We start from the raw sequence: 19,851 nt of genomic DNA, 5'->3' as shown, positions 1-19,851 counted from the left end.
AGAATATGTTTCGGAAATAAGTAAGAAAAAGGTATGATTTTTATGGAAAATATCGCAATAAACAAGAGATTTCAAGATCTGCATTTTGACAGCATCCAGGCTTTACGCGGTCTGGCTGCTCTTTTTGTGGTGTTCCAACATGTCCGTTTCTTAAATTTCGGTGCCTTCGGGGTAGACATATTTTTCTGCATCAGTGGGTTTATGATCATGTTCACCACGGAAAAAAGTACAAAATACTTCTTCCGCAAACGGCTGATCCGGATTCTGCCGCTGTATTATCTGATGACGTTCGGCACTTACGCAATGCTGCTTTTCTTCCCGTCCATGTTCCAGCAGACCAGACACAATCTTTCCTACCTGGTCAAGAGCCTGCTGTTTATTCCTTTTGATATCGGTGGTGGAATTATCCAGCCTCTGGTGCGGATCGGATGGACTATCAACTGTGAAATGCTGTTCTATCTGTTATTTTTCATTGCCTTTCATATCAGCATGAAATATCGTGGTCTGATCTGCAGTGCATTCCTGGTCGTTCTGGTAGGGGCAGTCCAGATATGTGCTCCGGTGATTTCCTCCTGGCAGTCTCCGATAGGTGGGATACTTTCTCCTGTTCTTATGTTTTACGGTGATCCTGTCATGCTGGAATTCATCTTTGGAATCCTCGCTTATTATCTGCTGCGGTTCTTATATACCAGACATTTAAAGCATCCGGTGCCGATGGCTGTAAGTGTGCTGTCTGCGGTAAGCATTCCGGTGATTTTTTGTCTGCTGGCATTTTTCACCCCCAGGATCAATGTGATCGGTTTCCGCAGGCTTCCGCTGTGGGGACTTCCGGCACTTGTACTGTTGGTTTTAGCTTTCCTGGCCGGGCTGAAGCTCTCTCTGCCCCGCTTTTTCATCCTTATGGGAAATATCAGTTATTCCCTTTATCTGGTGCATTACTATCCGGTAATGTTCTTAGATCGGGCGGTGTTTGACTTCTCCACCCTGTCTGTAATGTCTGTCATCGGTGTGATCTTAAGTGTGGCGCTGAGTATCGGACTGGCTTACCTGTCCTGGATCGTTGTGGAGCAAAAATTCTCCGGATGGCTGCGGAAGAAACTGCTGCACTGAGCATTTCCCTTGTAGCACCGATTCTGTCATTTGAATATTTTGCAAATTGTATATGCAATTATCTAAAAAGATGCACACTTTTTCTGTTGACATTTAGAACTCTCCATAGTATATTATAACTTGTCTGTAAGACATGCGCGAGTGGCTCAGCGGTGGAGCACCTCCTTGCCAAGGAGGGGGTCGCGGGTTCGATCCCCGTCTCGCGCTTGAAAAAAGAACGATACCAAATCGGTATCGTTCTTTTTTTCGAGCCCTGGCAGGGCTCGAAAGTTCGATGTCTACGCTCCGCTTCGGTCCGCGCAGTCCGAGGTCCCCCGGACCTCGTGCGCCGTCTCGCGCTTCTTACCCCTTGATTTTTCAAAAGGGGGCTTTTTCATGTTGCATCAGATAAATTTCTATTGCTTCACTCTTTACCGCTGAATTATCTACTGAATCAGATGCTTTACAACCAGATAATAATGTAGCTGACACAGTGAATGCTGCTAATAAAAATAATGATTTTCTTTTTATAAAATGTTCCAATCTGTTACAATGTTTCTGAGTTCAAGGTATTATAACACAAAAAAGATGAATAAGCATTTTTCTATTGCTCGATTTTATCTGCATATTTGATGCGGTAGATCCGACGCAGGGAATCGTTCACGCGTTCCTCGGAGATGGTTCCGTTCTGGACTGCCTCCAGTACTCCGTTGTATGCGGTCTCGAAGTTCTCCGGCGCATAGATCATGTCGCACCCTGCACGCAGTGCCAGTACTGCTGCCTCATCGGCTCCGTAATAGTTCGTGATTGCCGCCTGGTTCATGGCACCGGATACGATCACACCGCGGAAATTCAGTTCATTTCGTAAAATATCCGTTACCACCGCACCGGACAGGGAGCAAGGAGTATTGTCTCCTGTCAGGGAAGGTGCTGCCATATTGCTGACGGTGATCATTTTGGTCTCACCGGAATCAATACAGCTCTGGAATACTGCAAATTCATTGGCTCTGAAATCTTCCGCACTTCTGTCCGTAGAAGCCATGCCATTCTTCGTGCTCTGGGTCGTACTGCCGATACCGGGAAAATGTCCGATAGCAGCTGTTACTTTCTGTTCCTGCAATCCTGTCTGCATGCCGGTCACAAAAGAGGCTACCGTTGCCGCATCCGTGCCGTAGGAGCTGCTGCCTGCCGCATTTCCATCCACTACTTTCAGATCTGCCGCAGGGGCAAAATCAAGATTGAAACCAAGCTCTGCCAGGTAACTGCCCACTGTGGTTCCGGCAGTATAGGCGTTGTTGGCATCTCCGGATGCGCCGATGGTCTCCGGGGAATCGGTCTTCGTTCCAAGGCCTGCCGCTGCCACAGCGTCGGTTCCGGATCCTTCTCCGTCGATCGCAATAAACAGTGGATAGCTGGTATACAGCTTCGTATTGTCGATCATTTGCTTTAATTGGTCTGCGGACTGAATATTTTTCGCCGCATAGACGATACCGCCTACCGGATATTTGGATAATGCATCCTTGGTTCCGTCTCCTGCCTGCACTGCCGCAGATACACCGGTGATGGATTCCGGCGTGGTGATAAATAATCCTGCTACCTTGTCCTCCAGGGGCAGGTTCTGAATGATGGCTTCATCTATGATCTTATCCAGCTTCTGTTCATTTGTCAGTTCCGGTACGGTCTCCACCGGTTCCGTAGCAGGTGCCGTGATGGTCTCCTCGGAAGCTATGATATCATCCAGTTTATTCTGCTGTTCCTGCTGATCGCGGCTCATGCCGGTGATCTTGCTTACAGCAAAAGCAATTCCCGCTGCCAGCACCAGGATCATAATTCCCACGACTGTATATGCAATGATCTGGCTTCTCTGCCGTCTCTTATGTCTTTCTTCCCGTCTGTTCTGCTGATTTTCCTGTCTCTGTTCGTTTGTATCCATTTTTATAACTCCTCTATCTGTACTACTTTTCTATTGTACATGATATCGGTAGGTTTTTCCACTGGAAAATTGTACAACAAAAGAAAAGCATCGAAGATGCGATTTTGCGAATGAGGCTCTGAATAGTTGTTCAATCTGAATAGTTGTACAACAATAAGAGAGCGTACCGATCATTCTTTCAATCAGTACGCCCTCTCAGACTACAGGCTCCAATGGCTTGCCCTCTCTTTCTTAAATTTGATCTTCCATTTTGTCTTTTGTTCTCTTTCCACTTTTCTTTTGTACGTATGTACTGTAATGTGAGATAATTCTTATCTTCTGTTGGTCATTACTTTTTCTTCTGTGTACTTGATGTTCTCTATATAAATTGGTTCTCTTTGGTAGTTCTATTCAGTTGTACATCATGGAAGACTGTGGTAGGACTTTACTTGTTAGGTGGACTATACCTCTCTTTCTATAGATTCTTTTGTACTTCTCTCCCAACCTTCGTTGTTGGGTTGTTCCGTTTCTCTTTTGTTAAGTTTAATATAATACAAGGTTGCACATTTGTCAACACATTTCTCGAAATATTTTAATTTATTTTCAATATTTTTATTATGTTGGTATATTTTTACATTTTTTGATATTTTTCGACATATTTTCTGTTTTTTTGGAAAAGAAAAGGGCAAAGGGCGCGCCGCTGCCGAGATCGTGTAACGAGCCATGCCTGCATCCGCCAAAAGCCCTGGCGGGCTTTCGGTGGATGACGGCTGTCGCCGTATAAAGTCAAAAAAACTACCACTCCCTGGTGAGCAAGCTCCCCATTGAGTGGTAGTTTCCTTGCCTTTGCATGTCTCGTTACACGGCAAACTGGCTATTATACAGGTTCGCGTAGAATCCGCCCTGTGCCAGGAGGGTTTCATGGTTGCCCTGTTCGATGATATTGCCGTCTTTCATTACCAGGATGACATCAGCACTCTGGATGGTGGAGAGTCTGTGGGCTACGATAAAGCTGGTGCGGCCTTCCATCATCGTAGCAAAGGCATTCTGGATCTTGATCTCGGTACGGGTATCGATGGAGGAGGTTGCCTCATCGAGGATCAGCATGGGAGGCAGGCACAGCATAACTCTGGTAATGCATAAGAGCTGTTTCTGTCCCTGGGACAGGCTGCCGCCGTCCTCAGTGATCACGGTGTCATACCCCTTGGGCAGACGTTTAATGAAGCCGTGGGCATGGGAAGCCTTCGCCGCTCGGATGATTTCCTCTTCTGTGGCATCCGGCTTACCCATGCAGATATTGTCACGGATGGTACCGGAACGCAGCCAGGTCTCCTGCAATACCATACCGTAATTGGTACGGAGACTTCCTCTGGTAATGTCCCGGATATCGGTGCCGTCCACTTTAATGGAACCGGAGTTCACATCGTAAAAGCGCATCAGAAGATTGATGACAGTGGTCTTACCGCATCCGGTAGGACCTACGATAGCAACTCTCTGACCGGGTTTTACCTGCAGGTTAAAGTTCTGGATCAGCTTCTTCTCCGGTACATACTGGAAATATACATCCTTCAGATCTACGTTGCCCTGAGCCTCTTCTAATACTCTTGCATCCGCAGCATCGGGTACCTGGGGCTCCTCGTCGATCAGTTCGAAGATACGTCCGGCACAGACAAAAGCATTCTGCAATTCTGTTACCACGCCGGAGATCTCGTTAAAGGGCTTGGTGTACTGGTTCGCATAGCTTAAAAAGCAGGACAGACGACCTACGCTGATACCGCCCTTGATCGCTACGAGCGCACCAAATACGCCGACACCCGCATATACCAGACTGTTAACGAAACGGGTCGCCGGGTTCGTAATGGAGGAGAAAAAGATAGCTTTCAGAGAGCATTTCTGCAATCTGCCGTTGATCTCTCCAAACTTGCTCTTCACCGCTTCTCCTCTGGAAAAGGTATTTACGATCTTCTGGTTGTCGATCATTTCCTCAATCAGGGAGGTCTGCTCGCCTCTGGTCTCGGACTGCTCCTTGAACATGAAGTAGGTCTTGGTTGCAATGAATTTTGCCACCAGGAAGGATACCGGAGTGATGCATACTACTACCAGTGTGATGGGCACATTGGTCACCAGCATGAATCCCAGCGTACACAGAATTGTCAGTACACCGGTGAATAACTGGGTAAATCCCATCAGCAGACCATCTGCGAAAGTATCTACATCTGCAATGACACGGCTCACGATATCACCGTAAGCATGGGCATCCAGATATTTTAAGGGCAGGATCTCCAGCTTTGCAAAAGCGTCCGTACGGATATCCCGGATCACATGGTAGGTAATATAGTTGTTGCAGGTGTTCATGACCCACTGGCCTACCGCTGTGATGATCATGACGATGGCAATTTTTTTCATAATGGCAAAGATACCGGCCATATCTACCTGTCCCTTGCCGATGATCAGATCCACCGCATTACCGGTGAGGATAGGGATATATAAGGTCAGTAACACAGTCAGGCCTGCTAACAGCAGGGAAAGTACCAGTGCCGGTGTATATTTCCGGATATATTTCAATACCCGCTTCATCGTCTCTTTGTTATTTTTCTTCTGCATTACCGGACACCTCCTCTCTGTTCAGGGTACTGGGAATAATAAATCTCCTGATATACGGTGCAATCCTTTAACAACTCATCATGGGTTCCCATACCTGCGATCTCTCCATCATCCAGAACGATGATCCTGTCCGCATGACGGATCGTGGAGGCACGCTGGGATACGATAAAGGTTGTGGTCTTATCTTCCAAGGTACGAAGTGCTGCACGGAGTTTTGCATCTGTTGCATAGTCCAGTGCGGAGGCGCTGTCATCCAGGATCAGGATCTCGGGATTTCTGACTAAGGCTCTTGCAATCGTCAGACGCTGTCTCTGTCCACCGGAGAAGTTCTTGCCGTTCTGTGCCACAGTTGCATCTAACTTTCCGGGCTTACCGTCTACCACTTCCGATGCCTGTGCAAGCTCCAGTGCTTTCCACATCTCCTCTTCGGTAGCGTCCGGCTTGCCCCATTGAAGGTTACTGCGGATCGTTCCCTTGAACAGGACTGCCTTCTGCGGCACGACACCGATGCGTCCCCGCAGTTCCTCATCACTCATGGTCCGGATATCTCTGCCTTCCAACAGGATCTCACCCTCCGTCGCCGGATAGAAACCGGGGATCAGATTCACCAGGGAGGTCTTACCGGAACCGGTACCTCCGATGATACCTACGGTATCGCCACGGTTTACGGTGAAATTGATATCCTGTAAAGTCGGTGCACCGGCTCCCTGATAAGTCAGGGATACATGGTTGAAGTTCAGAAAAGGGGCTTTTTCATCCACTTTTGCAGCAATACTGTTATCCAGAGCTGCTTTTTTCTCATCCTCTGTTGCATCGGCACCGATCTCAAACACGCTGGCTACACGTTCCGCGCACGCCAATGCCTTGGTCATGGTCACGATCAGATTCGCCAGCTTCACCAGCTCTACCAGGATCTGGTTCATATAGTTGATGATCGCTACCACCTCACCCTGGCTTAAGTTACCGATATTGACCTGTACGGCACCGGTATAGATCAGAGCAATGATGGCTCCGTTTACAATGATATAGGTCACAGGATTCATGCAGGCGCTGATCTTGCCCACGAAGATCTGCATGGCCGACAATGCTTCGTTATTCTCCCGGAAGCGGTCCGCTTCCTTGGCTTCCTGATGGAACGCACGGATGACACGGACGCCGGTCAGATTCTCTCTGGTAATGCCCAGCACCTGATCCAGCTTGGACTGCACCTTTTTGTACAGGGGAATCGTGGATAAAATAATGCCGAATACCACAACGGACAATAATGGAATTGCCACCACGAAGATCAGTGCACATTTCACATCAATGGTAAATGCCATGATCATGGCACCGAATACAATGATCGGGGAACGTAAGAACAGACGTAAGGTCATGTTCACACCGGACTGCACCTGGTTCACATCACTGGTCATACGGGTGATCATGGTGGAAGTTCCAGCCTTATCAATATCCGTAAAACTCAGATCCTCGATATGATTAAACAGTGCCTGGCGCAGCTTGGTAGAAAATCCCACTGCCGCCTTGGCCGCGAAAAACTGCGCCGTAATGGACGATGCCAGTCCCACTATGCCAAGGAGCAGCAGGAGCAGTCCCATTTTCCCGATATAACCCATGCTCCGGTTGGAAATACCATAGTCAATAATATTTGCCATTACCAGAGGAACCATCAGTTCAAAAAACGCTTCCAGCAGCTTGAACAACGGTGCCAGGATAGACTCTTTCTTGTAATCCTTTAGGTACATTATTAATTGCTTCATAAAGTCCTCATTTCTATGCATTTTCTATGTTTTACTATTTCCCGTTTTCCTTGAATTTAACACTTCTGCTGTTCCGTAGCAGACCGCCAGCGAATACCCCGTTTCCAAAATCTGTTCCCGGAAGCAGATCTTCTTTTCCTTCCATTTGCGCTCGTCGGAAAAGTCTTCTCCCACGACGCTGCCGATCCCCTGACCGGTATATTTGCCGTAGGCTTCTTTTCTGCTCCACAATCGGTAGAACAGCTCGGTCCGTTTCTCCACGTCCGTCTCCTGCAGCAGTTTCCACTCTTCCTTGGCAAAAAAACGCTCTGCCGTCCGCTCTTTGAAGGGAACCCATTTTTGGATATCCACTCCCACTTCTCCGTCGCTGACCCCACAGACCACATAGTCTCCGGAATGAGACAGATTAAATTTTTTCGGGAAATTTACAATCTGCGGTTTGCCCTGTTCTCCATATTCATAGGAAAAAGAGAAGGGGGGCGTCTGCTCTCTGAGCATCCGCGCCTGCAGCACTGCAAGCAGTTCATCCTCTTCCAGGAACAGGATATCGGTATTCTCAATGCCTTCTGTCAGATCCATTGCTATCTTTTGCAACAGCATTCCGGCGCCGAGACTGGCTGCTTTGGCTCCGGTACCCTTTAACCGTTCTGTCTTTTTTCGTCGCACCTCATCCACACACTCTGCCGCTTCCCGTAAGAAACTCCGTCTCGCCTCTTCCTGTGCCGAATGCAGATGCAATACATAAATTCCTACAGCCATGTCTTTCTCCCTGCAAATCGCCATATCTATTCAACACAAAGGCTGTCGCATGAAAATTCTTGCGACAGCCTTATGATTATTCTTCCGGTTTTGCGGTGATCGCCAGATGCAGTTCGTCTAACTGCTTCTGTTCTACCGTGCCCGGTGCTCCCATCATAATATCCATTGCGTTCTTGTTCATCGGGAAAGGAATGATCTCACGGATGCTTTCCTCACCACAGATCAGCATGATCATACGGTCTACGCCGGGAGCGATTCCTGCATGAGGAGGTGCTCCGTAGCAGAATGCATTGTACATGGCAGGGAACTTAGCCTTCACATCGGCTTCGCCTAAGCCCACCAGCTCAAATGCCTTGATCATGATCTCCGGATCATGGTTTCTCACCGCACCGGAAGACAACTCTACACCGTTGCAGACCAGATCGTACTGGTATGCCAGGATCTCTAAGGGATCCTGATTGTTCAGTGCGTCCATACCACCCTGGGGCATGGAGAACGGGTTATGACAGAATTCCAGTTCTCCGGACTCCTCGCCGATCTCATACATCGGGAAATCCACGATCCAGCAGAACTCATAGCAATCCTTCTTCATATGTTTCTCACTTGCTGCACCCAACAGCTTTCTGTATACGCCTGCTGTCTTCTGTGCTTCCAGCTTCTTGCCTGCGGCAAGACCGACAAAGTCACCGTTCTTAAGACCAAGTGCCTTGATGACTTCTTCTTTACGATCCTGTAAGAACTTAGAGATACCGCCTACGAACTCTCCGTTCTCATCTACGCGGAACCAGAAGCCCTTACGTGCAGTCTGTACCTCTACCTCTGCACAGATCGCGTCGATCTGCTTACGGGTAGCGGTGAAATCATCTACTACGATAGCCTTTACCGTCTGACCTTCAAAAGCAGCAAAGCCGCAGCCCTGCATTACTTCCGTAGCATCGGTCAGTACCAGATCGATACGCAGATCCGGCTTATCGGAACCGTACTTGTCCATAGCCTCCAGATAGGGGATGCGTACGAAAGGCGCCCTGGAAGCTTCTTTATAAATGCCGTACTTTTCAAATACGGGAGGAAGTACCTGCTCTACGATGGAGAATACATCTTCCTGGGAAGCGAATGCCATCTCCATATCTAACTGATAGAATTCTCCGGGAGAACGGTCTGCTCTCGCATCCTCATCACGGAAGCAGGGAGCGATCTGGAAATAACGGTCAAAACCGGATGCCATCAGGATCTGCTTGAACTGCTGGGGTGCCTGGGGCAGTGCATAGAACTTGCCGGGATGATTTCTGGCGGGAACCAGATAATCTCTCGCACCTTCCGGAGAAGAACAGGTCAGGATAGGAGTGGTGATCTCCATGAAGTTCAACGCATACATTCTCTGACGCAGTTCTGCCACGATCTGGCTTCTCATCACGATATTTTTCTTCATGTTCGGATTTCTCAGATCCAGGTAACGGTATTTCAGACGGGCATTTTCGTCTGCATCCTTGGACTGATTGATCTCGAAAGGAAGTGCATTGTAAATACACTTTCCCAGGATCTCAATCTTATCGGGCACTACTTCGATCTCACCGGTAGGCAGATTTGCATTTTTGCTGGAACGCTCTCTTACCACACCTTCCACAGAGATGGTGGATTCCTTGTTGATGCCATCCATGACATTCATCATTTCCTCGGTCTCTACTACCAGCTGAGTGGTTCCGTAGAAATCACGCAGAATGACAAAGCCGAGATTTTTGCTGACTTTTCTCATGTTCTCGAACCAGCCGACCAGGGTGACTCTCTCACCGACGTTGCCGATCCGAAGTTCATTACAGTTATGTGTTCTGGACTGAATCATTGCTTTTGCTCCTTCGTCTGTTTCTTTTATCTCTTTAATTCTTCCTTATAGAATTCCACGAATTCTTCGTAGCCTTCCTTATTCAGCTGTTCCTTCTGGAACTTCTTGTTCTTGTTCATGCGGGCTACCAGTACCTGGGTACCGTCCTTACGGGCTTCCTGCGCCTGTGCGATCACTTCACACAGCCTTTCGCCGCTGACCCCCTTCTCGATCAGATATGCTACCTGCTTCGGTCTCGTGGGCACCTTGAATCCTCTCTCCATGAGCAGCATGATGATACGTTCGAAGCCGATGGAGAATCCGCAGGCGGGCACATCATTGCCGGTAAATTTGCCGACCATCTTGTCGTAACGTCCGCCGCCACCGCAGCTGCCGCCGAATTCCGGCATAGCGATCTCGAAAATGGTTCCGGTATAATAAGACATACCTCTTACCAGCGTAGCGTCGAACACGATCTCGAAATCGGAAGCCTTCGTCGCTCTGACGCTGTCCATGATCTCTCTGAGACTCTGGGCGATCTCAGGCTCTAAGAATCCTTCCAGCGTATCTGCCAGATAAGCCACACCGTCCTCTGCACTTTCCAGTCCCTTGAACAGTTCCAGATACTTGTCTACGCATGCCTTATCAAAACCGTTCTCCAAAAGCTCTGCTTCCACGCCTTCCAGGCCGATCTTATCCATTTTGTCCAGAGTAATAAATACGCTGTCATAGGACTCTTCGGGGAATCCGCTGTAAGCAGCCATTGCCTTCAGAATACGGCGTTCATTGATACGGATCTGGAAATTTTTAAATCCAAGCCTGCCCAGTGTGGTGGTGGTCGCCAGGATCAGTTCGATCTCTGCTAAGTTAGATGGCTCACCGAGGATATCGATATCACACTGCATGAACTGACGGTATCTGCCTCTCTGGGGTCTGTCCGCTCTCCATACATTGCCCATCTGCAATGCCTTGAAAGGAGACGGCAGAGCTGCCGCGTTGTTGGAATAATAACGTACCAGAGGCACCGTCAGGTCATAACGCAGACCACTGTCCACTACCTCTTCCTCTGTGGTTGCGGCTGCCACGTTCAGCTTCTCGCCGCGCTTTAAGATCTTGAAGATCAGCTTCTCATTGTCGCCACCCTGCTTACTGCTTAAGTTTGCAATATTTTCCACACAGGGAGTCTCAATGGAAGTAAAACCGAATTTGCCGTAGGTGTCCTTGATGACGCTGATCACGTAATCACGGATCTGCATCTCCTCCGGCAGGATATCTTTCATGCCCGTTGTGGGCTTCTTGCTAAGTGCCATGGTCTTCTACCCTTCCGCTCTTATGATGAATTGCTCAATATCTTATATATGATACTTTTTTTCCGTTTCGCTGTCAACCCTCACGGTTCCAGCTTTTACTGGAAACAGGTTCCCCGGAGCATCATAGAAATTCCCACTTTTATGACACCCGCCAGCGCCATGACCCATACAGGATTTAATTTCGTCTTCCGAAGCAGCAGCACACAGATTCCGAAGATCACTACCATGCTCCACTCAGTTCCCGTCAGTAAGATGCTCTCCCCACTTCCCCAGAATGCATTTTTGAGGATCAGTATCCCTGCCGATGCGATCATGGCCACCACAGCCGGCCGCAGAGATTTCAGCACTCCCTGCATCAGATCCAGGTTACGATACTTCAGGTATAGTCTTGCCAGGATCGTCACAATGACGCAGGACGGCAGGATGCATCCTGCCGTAGCCACAATAGCTCCGGGAATCCCGGCGATCTTCATTCCCACAAAAGTAGCGGAATTCACTGCAATGGGTCCCGGTGTCATCTGTGAAATCGTGATCAGATCTGTGAATTCCGACATGGTAAGCCACCCATGGAGTGTGACCACCTGCCCCTGGATCAGCGGCATTGCGGCATAACCGCCGCCGAAGCTGAACATTCCTATTTGCAGAAAGCTTAAAAATAATTGCAGATAGATCATTTTCCGGTCCTCCTTTTAGCAAGGAGCGTCCGTGCCACACCAAGCAGTCCGCAGACGATCACAATGTAGATCACATTGATCTCCAGAATACATGCTGCCAGAAAAGCTCCTAACAGGATAACAAGTGACATGGGATCTTTTTCTTTTACGATAGGTGCTCCCATGTCATAGGTCACGGAAGCAATTACGGCTCCCACTCCTGACTGCATACCCGACAGCATCTGCGCCACGAAGAAGTTACTGCGGAATACATTGTAGCAGATGGAGATCACGGAAATGATGACAAAAGGAGGCAGAATCGTTCCGAGGATCGCCACCAGTGTCCCCGGGATCCCGGCCAGCTTGTACCCCACCACAATGGCTCCGTTGACTGCGATCGCGCCGGGCGAGGACTGGGCGATGGCCACCAGATCCAGCATTTCGTCTTCTTCGATCCAGTGGTATTCATCCACGAATTTTTTCTTCATCAGGGTGACGATCACATAACCGCCGCCAAAGGTGAATGCACTTAAATATAATGTGGACAGGAATAATTTCCATAATCTCAGTCTGAAATTTGGGGTATCTTTTTCCGACATATCTTGTCTCCTATTTATGTTAACTCGTAAAAGCCCTCCGGAGTTCTCCGGAAGGCCTTTTGTATCATTGATTTACTCTGCATGATTCTCCACATGTTCAAACGTAAACACATTCAAAACCTGTTTTGCTCTCTCTGTCTTCGGCTGCATGCAGAGTGCTCTTACAATGTCTACTCTCTGCTTCTGTCCGCACTTCTGCTTTATCACGCTTCTATACTTTCACAGGTGCCAGCGTTAGACGGGTACTCCATAATTTAAATACGAATGTGGCTAATCAATAACATTTTTCATAGCAATAATGGGGCTGTAATCCACTGCGCTGATGATGACACCTTTCCGTGAATTAGCGGAATGAATGATCTGTCCGTCACCGATATACAGTCCTACGTGGGTACAGCTCTTCCCTCCATTGGAACTATAACATACAATATCTCCGGGCTGAAGTTCTTCAGAGCTGATACTGCGTCCGGCACCGGAATACTGTCCTCCCGGTGTACGGCTGATAGAATAGCCGAACTCCGCGTAGATAAAGCATGTGAATCCGGAACAATCCGTACCCCCTGACAGACTGGAACCTCCGTGTACATACCGGTTGCCCAGATACTGCATGGCATAATCAATGATTCCTTGTCTGAGCTCCTCATTTGAGGTATAGGTTGTAGTGGGAAGTGTGATGTTCGTGATCACCTCCGGGGCATCCTGCTCGGCAGTCTGTTCTCTTGCCTGCAATGCCTTCTGTGCGGCAATTTCCGCCTGTTCCTCTTCTATTGTCTTCGCATAGATAAATTCTTCCGAGATCGTCACATATTCCGCAGAGACATAGCCTTCCTTGCTGTCGGTGTACTGTACCTTCAGCCAGTCTCCGTCATTCTCCAGAATTTTTACCTTTTCTCCATTGTCAATGTAACCAATTCTTTTTGCATCTGTGGCAGGGTCCTGTCTCACATTCAGACGGTCTGCAGTAACCACAGCATATCTGGTCACATAATTGTCTACAACCTCAGCTGCTGCATCTCCGTAAATGAAAAACTCTGCCTTGATATAACCCTCCACATTACCGGAGATGATCCGGAACCAGTCCTGCTCCGCTCCTGCCACATCCAGGATCTGTGCCACCGCTCCGTCATAGATCTTACCCACTACGGTACTGTCCGTGTTCGGTTCTGTCCGGACATTGACGTAATTCGTCACATTGGCGATCGCTAACGATGCATACTCATCTGCGTTCGTATCCTCTACGGAAGCTTCGTCTACCGGAATATCCTCCGGATCCGACATTCCTTCCACTGCTCTGGGATCCTCCGTCTCGCCACCCTGTACCGCCAGCAGCTCCTCTATGGTAATCTGTCCGGCAGCCGGGATCGGCTCGACACCGATCTGATGTATTTCTGCCGCATGTACTTTCCGTACCGAGGCTTCACTCTGTATTTTTAGTTCTCCGTTTCCTGCTGCCACCACCATACTGACTCCGGTGAGCGCGACCGCAAGTGCCATGAACACTCTTTTTTTCATTATAATCCCTGTTACTTCCTGCAACTTCGGTTTTCTGATGACGTTCGGAATTATAACATATACGACAACACCAGTCCACAAATTTTCCTAAATATCTTAAAAAATTCAGGCAGTTGAATTCCTGCTGAATTCCCGCTTATATTGTTTTGCATGCGTTCGTTGTAAATGCTATAATACATGTAGTATGATGTCGGGGTCAAAAGCCCCCGACTTTGATACACAAGAACATGCCTGCGCTGTGCAGGCTGCAGAAAGGCAGGAATTCATTTATGAAAAAAACAAATTCCCGGCTATACCTTCTTCTGATCCTTGTTCCGCTGATATTATTCGCCGGCATCATTGGCTATTATTTTTTAGGGCCTGCCGCTACCGGCGGTCGTCCCATTGCTGTTACTGCTACTCCCACACCGGTTCCTTCTCCCACGCCGCTTCCCACTCCCACACCGCTTCCTACCCCCACGCCTTTTTTGGAGCACGATATTACGCTCATGGCCGTAGGGGATAATCTGATGCACATGGGGATCGTGGCCAGTGGCAGACAGGAGGACGGTACCTATGATTATTCCATGCTGTTCGATGGGATCCGCCCTTTTCTGGATACCGCGGATGTGAAGATCATCAATCAGGAAACTATTCTTGGGGGAAATTCCCGTGGTTTTTCCGGTTTTCCCTATTTTAATTCCCCCACCGAGGTCGGGGATGCGATCGCAGATGCAGGCTTCAATGTGGTACTGCATGCCTCCAATCATACCGCAGACCAAAAGCTGGATGGCTTATTGTATTGTGCACAATTCTGGAAAGAGCAGCATCCTGATATTCTTGTGACCGGTATCCACGAAGATATTTCTCAGGCAGACGATATTCCTTTGCTTACCGTAGAGGATGTGACCTTTGCGATCCTGAACTATACTTACGGTGCCAATACAGAGACACTGCCCTTAAATCTTCTGGGGCATCTGAATCTTCTGTGTGCCGTAAATGAACAGACCGGGCTGATGGATTTTACCACGCTGAACCCTCAGGTCTTAGAGGACATCTCCCGGGCCAAAGAGCTTGCTGACATTGTGATCGTCTGCCCTCACTGGGGAACTGAATATTCATCCAAGGCATCAAGTTATCAGAAAAAGTGGGCTGAGGCCATGACCGAAGCCGGGGCTGATGTCATTATCGGAACCCACCCTCATGTAGTAGAGCCTGTGGAATGGATCACCGCAGAAAACGGCAACGAAGCCCTGTGCTATTACTCTCTGGGAAATTATGTATCCTCCCAGAAGAAAGCCATCAGCATATTGGAAGCGCTTGCCTGGGTCACCTTCCATGTCACAGAAGATGATATTACGATAGACAGAGAACTTACCGGAGCACTTCCTCTCGTCTGTCAGTATACTTCAGGACCGGTACGTTTTCAGAACGTATACCTGTTAGAGGATTATACGGAGGACCTTGCTGCATCCCATGGCATCCGTAACTACGGCGGCGTAACACTCCGCCTGGAAGACCTGCAAAAATGGAGCACCGAGACCCTGGGAGATTTCGTACTCACCAAAGATCAGGTACTCCATAATTCTAAATAGCGATATTCAAAAAAATATTGCTCTATTTTCCTTCTTGTCGTATAATACTTTTGTTAATTAAAGTGTTAATGCGTTGAAGCATTCAAATGGAGGTATTATATGGTACATTACGTGTTACTAAAATTCAAAGCGGGAACTGATGTGGATGCCATTGAGCTCAATATGCGTGAAACTTACCGCCAGCTGGAGCAGGAACTGCCTTTTTTGACAGAGCCTTTCGTCTGGCGCAACTGTGTTGAACGTGATTCCAACGCAGATATCATGGCCACGATTCATTTGGATAATGCCACACAGCTTAAGGATTATCTGACACATCCGCTGCATGTGGCAATGGCTGATAATTTCAAGAATGCTGTGGTCACCAGAATTTCTTTTGACCACGAATAAATAGTAAGGGGGATTGCACATGAAAAAACAGAATCTTTTTGCGACTTCATATCTTGGTGTTGCCGCCGTATGGCTCGGCGGCCATTTTGGTCCGGGTTTTGCCACGGGAGCTTTCAGTGTCACTTATTATGTAAAATACGGCTGGGTCGGCTTATTCATGCCATTGCTTGCCATGCTGGTTACCGGTGGTGTCATGTTCTATATGACGGAATATGCCCGCAGTCACGGTACCACAAGTTACAAACCGTTTGTTCTGTCCTGTTATAGGGAAAAGGCCGGTAAATTTATCAGTATTGTTTACGATCTGCTCTTTCTGGCAACTGTTATGTGTGCGGGTGGTCTTGCCTTTTCCGGTGAAGCAAATGTCCTTATGAATTTTGGTTTTAGCTATTGGGGTGCTGCCATCCCGACCATTATCATTTCGGCATTGCTCTGCCTGTATGGATCCAAATTACTCTCCAGGGCATCCAAATATATGATGTACGCCATTGTTCTGGTAGTCCTGCTGATTGCGGTATTAAGTCTTGTGTTTGGTCAGTATGATCTCGGTGCTGCTATCGCCGCAGCACCGGTTAGCACCAAAGAGCCCAACCTGCTCTATGCCGTTTTCAGCGCAATTTTATATGGCTGTTTCCAGTCCACGATCTGTTTTAATGTTATGTCTGTTGCCGATATTTTGGAAGACAGAGCTGCAACAAAAAAAGCAATCATTGCCGGCTATATCATCACTGTCATTCTGATGATCGCCATTGCTTTTACCCTGTTCTGTTATGTTACGGTGATCCCGGATCTCTGTAATCCCGGCGTTGTACCGGTTCCTATCATGGCAGTACTGGGCAGACTGGGATTCTCCTGGCTGACCTATGTCTTCGTAGCGCTGATGACACTCGCAGTACTTACCAGTGCCGCCGGGCTTGCAAATGCCGGTTGCGTACGTTTTAATAAACTGTTCTTCTTTATTGAAAACCAGCAGCTGCGCCGGGCAGTCATTACCGTCATCCTGTTAGGTATCGCCGCTTTTGGTGCCTCCTTCGGCATGAAGGCATTGCTGCAGAAGGGTACCAGCATTATCGGATATATCGGTATCCTTGCTCTGGTCATTCCGGCATATACCATCGTACGTTCCAAGACAAAAAAGAGCAGTAATATCTCCAATTAAAAATACTCCCCGGATGATTCGGGGAGTATTTTTAATTGGAGCAAGCGGCTTCCGTCCCAAATTTATCTGCAGTTCATTAATATTTTTTTTACATCAGAAATCTCAAGCTTAACATATGCCCTTAGGGAGATTCCACTTGTCCTTACAGCTTCCGCTGCCATTTCATCAAATTTATCCTGCAATATACCTACTTCTGTCAGAGTTGATGGCATCCCCAGTGACCGATTGAATTCCCTGACCTTTTCAATCCCCAGTTCTGCTGCTTTTGCGTCATCCGTCTCCTTTACTCCGAATACTTCTCTTGCAAATCTTGCAAAACGGAGTACCGTCTTATCGGACAAAACATACTCCATCCATGCCGGTGTCAGTATTGCAAGCCCTACTCCGTGTGTGATGTCATAATAAGCACTGATCACATGCTCGATTGGATGAACACTCCAGGCTCCACCCTTGCCTACGGTAAGCAGATGATTTAATCCGACTGTCGATGCCCACATCAGATTGGATCTCGCCTCATAATTTTGTGGTTCATCCATTGCTTTTCTGGCATATTTTACGACGGTTTTCATCACCGCTTCACTAAGCACATCCGTAATATATGCTTCATCATTTGACTGGAAATATTGTTCCATTACATGGGACAGTATATCAACCGCTCCGGCGGCTGTCTGTTCCGGTGGCAATGTGTACAGATAAGTCGGATCACAGACGGATAACTTAGGATACAAAAGAGGATGGTTGATCTCCAGTTTCTCATGGGTTTTCTCATTACTGATCACGGCTCCGGAATTCATTTCGGAGCCGGTCGCACATATTGTAAGAACTACCGCAACCGGCAATGCCTTTTTTACAAGACTTCTGTCCTTAACCAGTTCCCATGGTTCACCATCATAACAGGCAGCTGCAGCGATATGTTTGGATGCATCTATTGTGCTCCCGCCCCCCACAGCCAATATTACCTGTATGTCCTTTTCTTTACAGATAGCAGCACCCTTTTCCACAGATGTAAGCTTAGGATTCGGTTCTATTCCCGAAAGCTCTGACACTTCAAAATCTTTCAGCAGGTCCCGGATTTTATCATAGAGACCACTTCTTTTAATGCTTCCGCCACCGTATACTAACAGAACATTTTTCCCGTATTTTTTCAGTTCCTCCGGCAGACACTGTATCTGATCCTTACCGAATCTGATATCCGTTGGAATATGAAATGTGAAATTATTCATGCTGCTCTCCTTCTTTATCCGCTAAATCTTAGCCCTATACCGGTCATAGTGTAATGCCCGGATATCCACATCCGTCTTTCCCGTCACGATCAGCTTTGCCAGCTGTTCTCCGACTGCAGGTGCAATTCCAAAGCCATGACCGTTAAAAGCACATGCCACATACAATCCCGGAATTTCATCCACCGTTCCAAGCGCCGGTACTCCATCCGAGGATGCATCCATCCAGCCGGCCCAGGTACGCACGATCTTAGCATTGGCAAGATCCGGGAAGTATTTCATGATTCCACGGCAGATACAAGGCGCTGTTTTGGATGAAGTGACCGGTGTTCCGTTATCCTTATTATATCTCTCCAGGCCTGAGGATCCTCCAAATACGAAAGACCCATGCTTAGTCTGATGTCCATAAAAATCTGCCTCTGCAGTACCAAGCATCTGGTCAAACATATGAGGCTGTGCCTCTGTTACAAGACATTCTAACAGCGAATTTGTCATGGGAATATCAATTCCCACTGTTGTAAGGATCTCTCTTGAATCAAGTCCTGCTGCCACCAGCACATTCTCACCTTCATAAACATTATTTGGGGTGATCACCTGGCGTATTTTTCCTTTTATCACCCTAAGCTCTGTGACCGGCTCTCCTGTTATAAATGTTACTCCCAGCTTTCTTGCCATCTTATAATAGCCCAGTGTCGTGGTGAGCGGGTTGGCATGACCATCGGTAGGGCACCAGCTGGCACAGATTACCTCCTCGGATAAATAGGGATTGATCGCTCTGACCTCATCTCCATCGATCATCCGCACATCCAGTCCGGCACCTCTTGCATTGTCAGCAAGTTTTGTAAGTATCTCTCTGTGCTTTTCCGTCTTACCGAGTCTGAGATTTCCATCCTGATGATACTCACAGTCCACTTCCAATTCCTCAGATAATGTCGGCCACAGATTCTTAATCCCATACATGACAAGCGGAAGCTCCCTGACATCTCTGCCCGATTGTCTTACCCCTCCGCCATTTCGTGATGAACCACCATTTCCGATATGGTCAGAGCTTTCCAGGACGATTACCTCTATTCCCGTTTTGGCCAGATAATAAGCTGTGGCGCATCCGATGATCCCACCACCTATGATTATCACTTCTGCGTTTGTCTTCATACTATCCGTCCTCCCTTTCGTCCAATGCTTCATTTGCAAATATCTTCATTTCAATTGGACGCATCGGTACTCTGCTTGTAGCAGGCTCAAGCTCTGCCGGAGAAATTCCAAGTTCTCTCGCCACGATTCCCTTTACAAGCCTGCTGCAGGTCTGTCCCTGGCATAGTCCCATGCCTGTTCTTAAATATCTTCTGATCTCTGTGAGTGTCCACATTCCCTCATGTACGGCTTTTCTGATCTCTCCTTTTGTGATCTCCTCGCAGCGGCAGATCAGCATATCATCATCCGGTCCCGGAACAAACGGACCGATATCTCTTGATCGATCATTAACTGAATTCATAGCAC

At 47.9% G+C, this 19,851-nt stretch carries 18 protein-coding genes and 1 tRNA gene; 5 read left to right on the top strand and 14 right to left on the bottom strand.

Annotated features, from left to right (window positions below):
* Positions 1–42: 42 nt before the first annotated feature.
* Together ACTRDR_RS06525 and ACTRDR_RS06520 are read left to right on the top strand one after the other, a co-directional pair.
* Entirely contained in the window at positions 43–1,110 is a 1,068-nt protein-coding gene (locus ACTRDR_RS06525) for an acyltransferase family protein (RefSeq protein WP_440526572.1), read from the top strand.
* Positions 1,111–1,245: 135 nt separating this feature from the next.
* Positions 1,246–1,317 (top strand) — tRNA-Gly (locus tag ACTRDR_RS06520).
* Positions 1,318–1,693: 376 nt separating this feature from the next.
* Here ACTRDR_RS06520 and ACTRDR_RS06515 read toward each other — a convergent pair.
* The 11 genes from ACTRDR_RS06515 to ACTRDR_RS06465 all read right to left on the bottom strand — a co-directional run bounded on the left by ACTRDR_RS06515 (position 1,694) and on the right by ACTRDR_RS06465 (position 14,014).
* Positions 1,694–3,022: a glycoside hydrolase family 3 N-terminal domain-containing protein gene (locus ACTRDR_RS06515; RefSeq protein ID WP_440526571.1), complete on the bottom strand. Its 1,329-nt coding sequence runs from the start codon at positions 3,020–3,022 to the stop codon at positions 1,694–1,696.
* Positions 3,023–3,462: 440 nt separating this feature from the next.
* Positions 3,463–3,726, bottom strand: a complete 264-nt coding sequence (locus ACTRDR_RS06510) for a hypothetical protein (protein WP_440526570.1) — start codon at positions 3,724–3,726, stop codon at positions 3,463–3,465.
* 133 nt (positions 3,727–3,859) lie between these two features.
* On the bottom strand, positions 3,860–5,605 hold the full coding sequence (locus ACTRDR_RS06505) for an ABC transporter ATP-binding protein (protein ID WP_440526569.1): 1,746 nt from the start codon (positions 5,603–5,605) through the stop codon (positions 3,860–3,862).
* On the bottom strand, positions 5,605–7,362 hold the full coding sequence (locus tag ACTRDR_RS06500) for an ABC transporter ATP-binding protein (RefSeq protein ID WP_440526568.1): 1,758 nt from the start codon (positions 7,360–7,362) through the stop codon (positions 5,605–5,607). Before ACTRDR_RS06500 ends, ACTRDR_RS06505 begins: the two co-directional genes overlap by 1 nt.
* Positions 7,363–7,386: 24 nt before the next feature.
* Entirely contained in the window at positions 7,387–8,121 is a 735-nt protein-coding gene (locus ACTRDR_RS06495) for a 4'-phosphopantetheinyl transferase family protein (protein WP_440526567.1), read from the bottom strand.
* A 76-nt stretch (positions 8,122–8,197) separates the two neighbouring features.
* Positions 8,198–9,961 (bottom strand): aspartate--tRNA ligase, encoded by a 1,764-nt coding sequence (gene aspS / locus ACTRDR_RS06490; protein WP_440526566.1) that lies wholly within the window; start codon positions 9,959–9,961, stop codon positions 8,198–8,200.
* A 26-nt stretch (positions 9,962–9,987) separates the two neighbouring features.
* Complete coding sequence (hisS, locus tag ACTRDR_RS06485) at positions 9,988–11,250, bottom strand: histidine--tRNA ligase (RefSeq protein WP_440526565.1); 1,263 nt, start codon at positions 11,248–11,250, stop codon at positions 9,988–9,990.
* A gap of 95 nt (positions 11,251–11,345) precedes the next feature.
* The gene (locus tag ACTRDR_RS06480; protein ID WP_440526564.1) at positions 11,346–11,924 is read right to left on the bottom strand and encodes a chromate transporter; all 579 of its coding nucleotides are present in this window, start codon (positions 11,922–11,924) and stop codon (positions 11,346–11,348) included.
* Positions 11,921–12,502: a chromate transporter gene (locus ACTRDR_RS06475; protein ID WP_440526563.1), complete on the bottom strand. Its 582-nt coding sequence runs from the start codon at positions 12,500–12,502 to the stop codon at positions 11,921–11,923. The genes ACTRDR_RS06480 and ACTRDR_RS06475 overlap by 4 nt, the downstream gene beginning before the upstream one ends.
* 72 nt (positions 12,503–12,574) lie before the next feature.
* Positions 12,575–12,709: a hypothetical protein gene (locus tag ACTRDR_RS06470; protein ID WP_440526562.1), complete on the bottom strand. Its 135-nt coding sequence runs from the start codon at positions 12,707–12,709 to the stop codon at positions 12,575–12,577.
* Positions 12,710–12,772: 63 nt separating this feature from the next.
* Positions 12,773–14,014 carry a C40 family peptidase gene (locus ACTRDR_RS06465; RefSeq protein ID WP_440526561.1) on the bottom strand — a complete coding sequence of 414 codons (1,242 nt, stop codon included), beginning with the start codon at positions 14,012–14,014 and terminating at the stop codon, positions 12,773–12,775.
* A 269-nt stretch (positions 14,015–14,283) separates the two neighbouring features.
* On the opposite strand from ACTRDR_RS06465, the gene ACTRDR_RS06460 reads away from it, so the two are divergent.
* From ACTRDR_RS06460 to ACTRDR_RS06450, 3 genes are all read left to right on the top strand, one after another.
* Entirely contained in the window at positions 14,284–15,588 is a 1,305-nt protein-coding gene (locus ACTRDR_RS06460) for a CapA family protein (RefSeq protein WP_440526560.1), read from the top strand.
* Between the two features lie 99 nt (positions 15,589–15,687).
* The gene (locus ACTRDR_RS06455) at positions 15,688–15,975 is read left to right on the top strand and encodes a Dabb family protein (protein ID WP_178773804.1); all 288 of its coding nucleotides are present in this window, start codon (positions 15,688–15,690) and stop codon (positions 15,973–15,975) included.
* A 19-nt stretch (positions 15,976–15,994) separates the two neighbouring features.
* The gene (locus ACTRDR_RS06450) at positions 15,995–17,134 is read left to right on the top strand and encodes a hypothetical protein (protein ID WP_440526559.1); all 1,140 of its coding nucleotides are present in this window, start codon (positions 15,995–15,997) and stop codon (positions 17,132–17,134) included.
* Between the two features lie 62 nt (positions 17,135–17,196).
* Here ACTRDR_RS06450 and ACTRDR_RS06445 read toward each other — a convergent pair whose 3' ends face one another.
* From ACTRDR_RS06445 to ACTRDR_RS06435, 3 genes are read right to left on the bottom strand one after another with little or no spacing between them, the layout of a single operon-like run.
* Entirely contained in the window at positions 17,197–18,357 is a 1,161-nt protein-coding gene (locus ACTRDR_RS06445; RefSeq protein ID WP_178774069.1) for an iron-containing alcohol dehydrogenase, read from the bottom strand.
* A 21-nt stretch (positions 18,358–18,378) separates the two neighbouring features.
* On the bottom strand, positions 18,379–19,506 hold the full coding sequence (locus ACTRDR_RS06440) for an FAD-dependent oxidoreductase (protein ID WP_178774070.1): 1,128 nt from the start codon (positions 19,504–19,506) through the stop codon (positions 18,379–18,381).
* Position 19,507: 1 nt separating this feature from the next.
* The gene (locus tag ACTRDR_RS06435) at positions 19,508–19,846 is read right to left on the bottom strand and encodes a (2Fe-2S)-binding protein (RefSeq protein WP_178774071.1); all 339 of its coding nucleotides are present in this window, start codon (positions 19,844–19,846) and stop codon (positions 19,508–19,510) included.
* Positions 19,847–19,851 lie beyond the last annotated feature (5 nt).

This window comes from Simiaoa sp., assembly GCF_051972595.1.
Lineage (GTDB): Bacteria > Bacillota > Clostridia > Lachnospirales > Lachnospiraceae > Acetatifactor > Acetatifactor hominis.
The sequence above is the reverse complement of the archived record's forward strand: the minus strand, read 5'-3'. Positions and strand labels throughout refer to the sequence as shown.

Bases quoted from the DNA above. Each gene is read 5' to 3' on its own strand.
- ACTRDR_RS06440 (WP_178774070.1), bottom strand. From the start codon at position 19,506: ATGAAGACAAACGCAGAAGTGATAATCATAGGTGGTGGGATCATCGGA.
- ACTRDR_RS06450 (WP_440526559.1), top strand. From the start codon at position 15,995: ATGAAAAAACAGAATCTTTTTGCGACTTCATATCTTGGTGTTGCCGCC.
- ACTRDR_RS06435 (WP_178774071.1), bottom strand. From the start codon at position 19,846: ATGAATTCAGTTAATGATCGATCAAGAGATATCGGTCCGTTTGTTCCG.
- ACTRDR_RS06525 (WP_440526572.1), top strand. From the start codon at position 43: ATGGAAAATATCGCAATAAACAAGAGATTTCAAGATCTGCATTTTGAC.
- ACTRDR_RS06455 (WP_178773804.1), top strand. From the start codon at position 15,688: ATGGTACATTACGTGTTACTAAAATTCAAAGCGGGAACTGATGTGGAT.
- ACTRDR_RS06495 (WP_440526567.1), bottom strand. From the start codon at position 8,121: ATGGCTGTAGGAATTTATGTATTGCATCTGCATTCGGCACAGGAAGAG.
- hisS (WP_440526565.1), bottom strand. From the start codon at position 11,250: ATGGCACTTAGCAAGAAGCCCACAACGGGCATGAAAGATATCCTGCCG.
- aspS (WP_440526566.1), bottom strand. From the start codon at position 9,961: ATGATTCAGTCCAGAACACATAACTGTAATGAACTTCGGATCGGCAAC.
- ACTRDR_RS06500 (WP_440526568.1), bottom strand. From the start codon at position 7,362: ATGAAGCAATTAATAATGTACCTAAAGGATTACAAGAAAGAGTCTATC.
- ACTRDR_RS06465 (WP_440526561.1), bottom strand. From the start codon at position 14,014: ATGAAAAAAAGAGTGTTCATGGCACTTGCGGTCGCGCTCACCGGAGTC.
- ACTRDR_RS06445 (WP_178774069.1), bottom strand. From the start codon at position 18,357: ATGAATAATTTCACATTTCATATTCCAACGGATATCAGATTCGGTAAG.
- ACTRDR_RS06515 (WP_440526571.1), bottom strand. From the start codon at position 3,022: ATGGATACAAACGAACAGAGACAGGAAAATCAGCAGAACAGACGGGAA.
- ACTRDR_RS06480 (WP_440526564.1), bottom strand. From the start codon at position 11,924: ATGATCTATCTGCAATTATTTTTAAGCTTTCTGCAAATAGGAATGTTC.
- ACTRDR_RS06475 (WP_440526563.1), bottom strand. From the start codon at position 12,502: ATGTCGGAAAAAGATACCCCAAATTTCAGACTGAGATTATGGAAATTA.
- ACTRDR_RS06510 (WP_440526570.1), bottom strand. From the start codon at position 3,726: ATGGCTCGTTACACGATCTCGGCAGCGGCGCGCCCTTTGCCCTTTTCT.
- ACTRDR_RS06505 (WP_440526569.1), bottom strand. From the start codon at position 5,605: ATGCAGAAGAAAAATAACAAAGAGACGATGAAGCGGGTATTGAAATAT.
- ACTRDR_RS06460 (WP_440526560.1), top strand. From the start codon at position 14,284: ATGAAAAAAACAAATTCCCGGCTATACCTTCTTCTGATCCTTGTTCCG.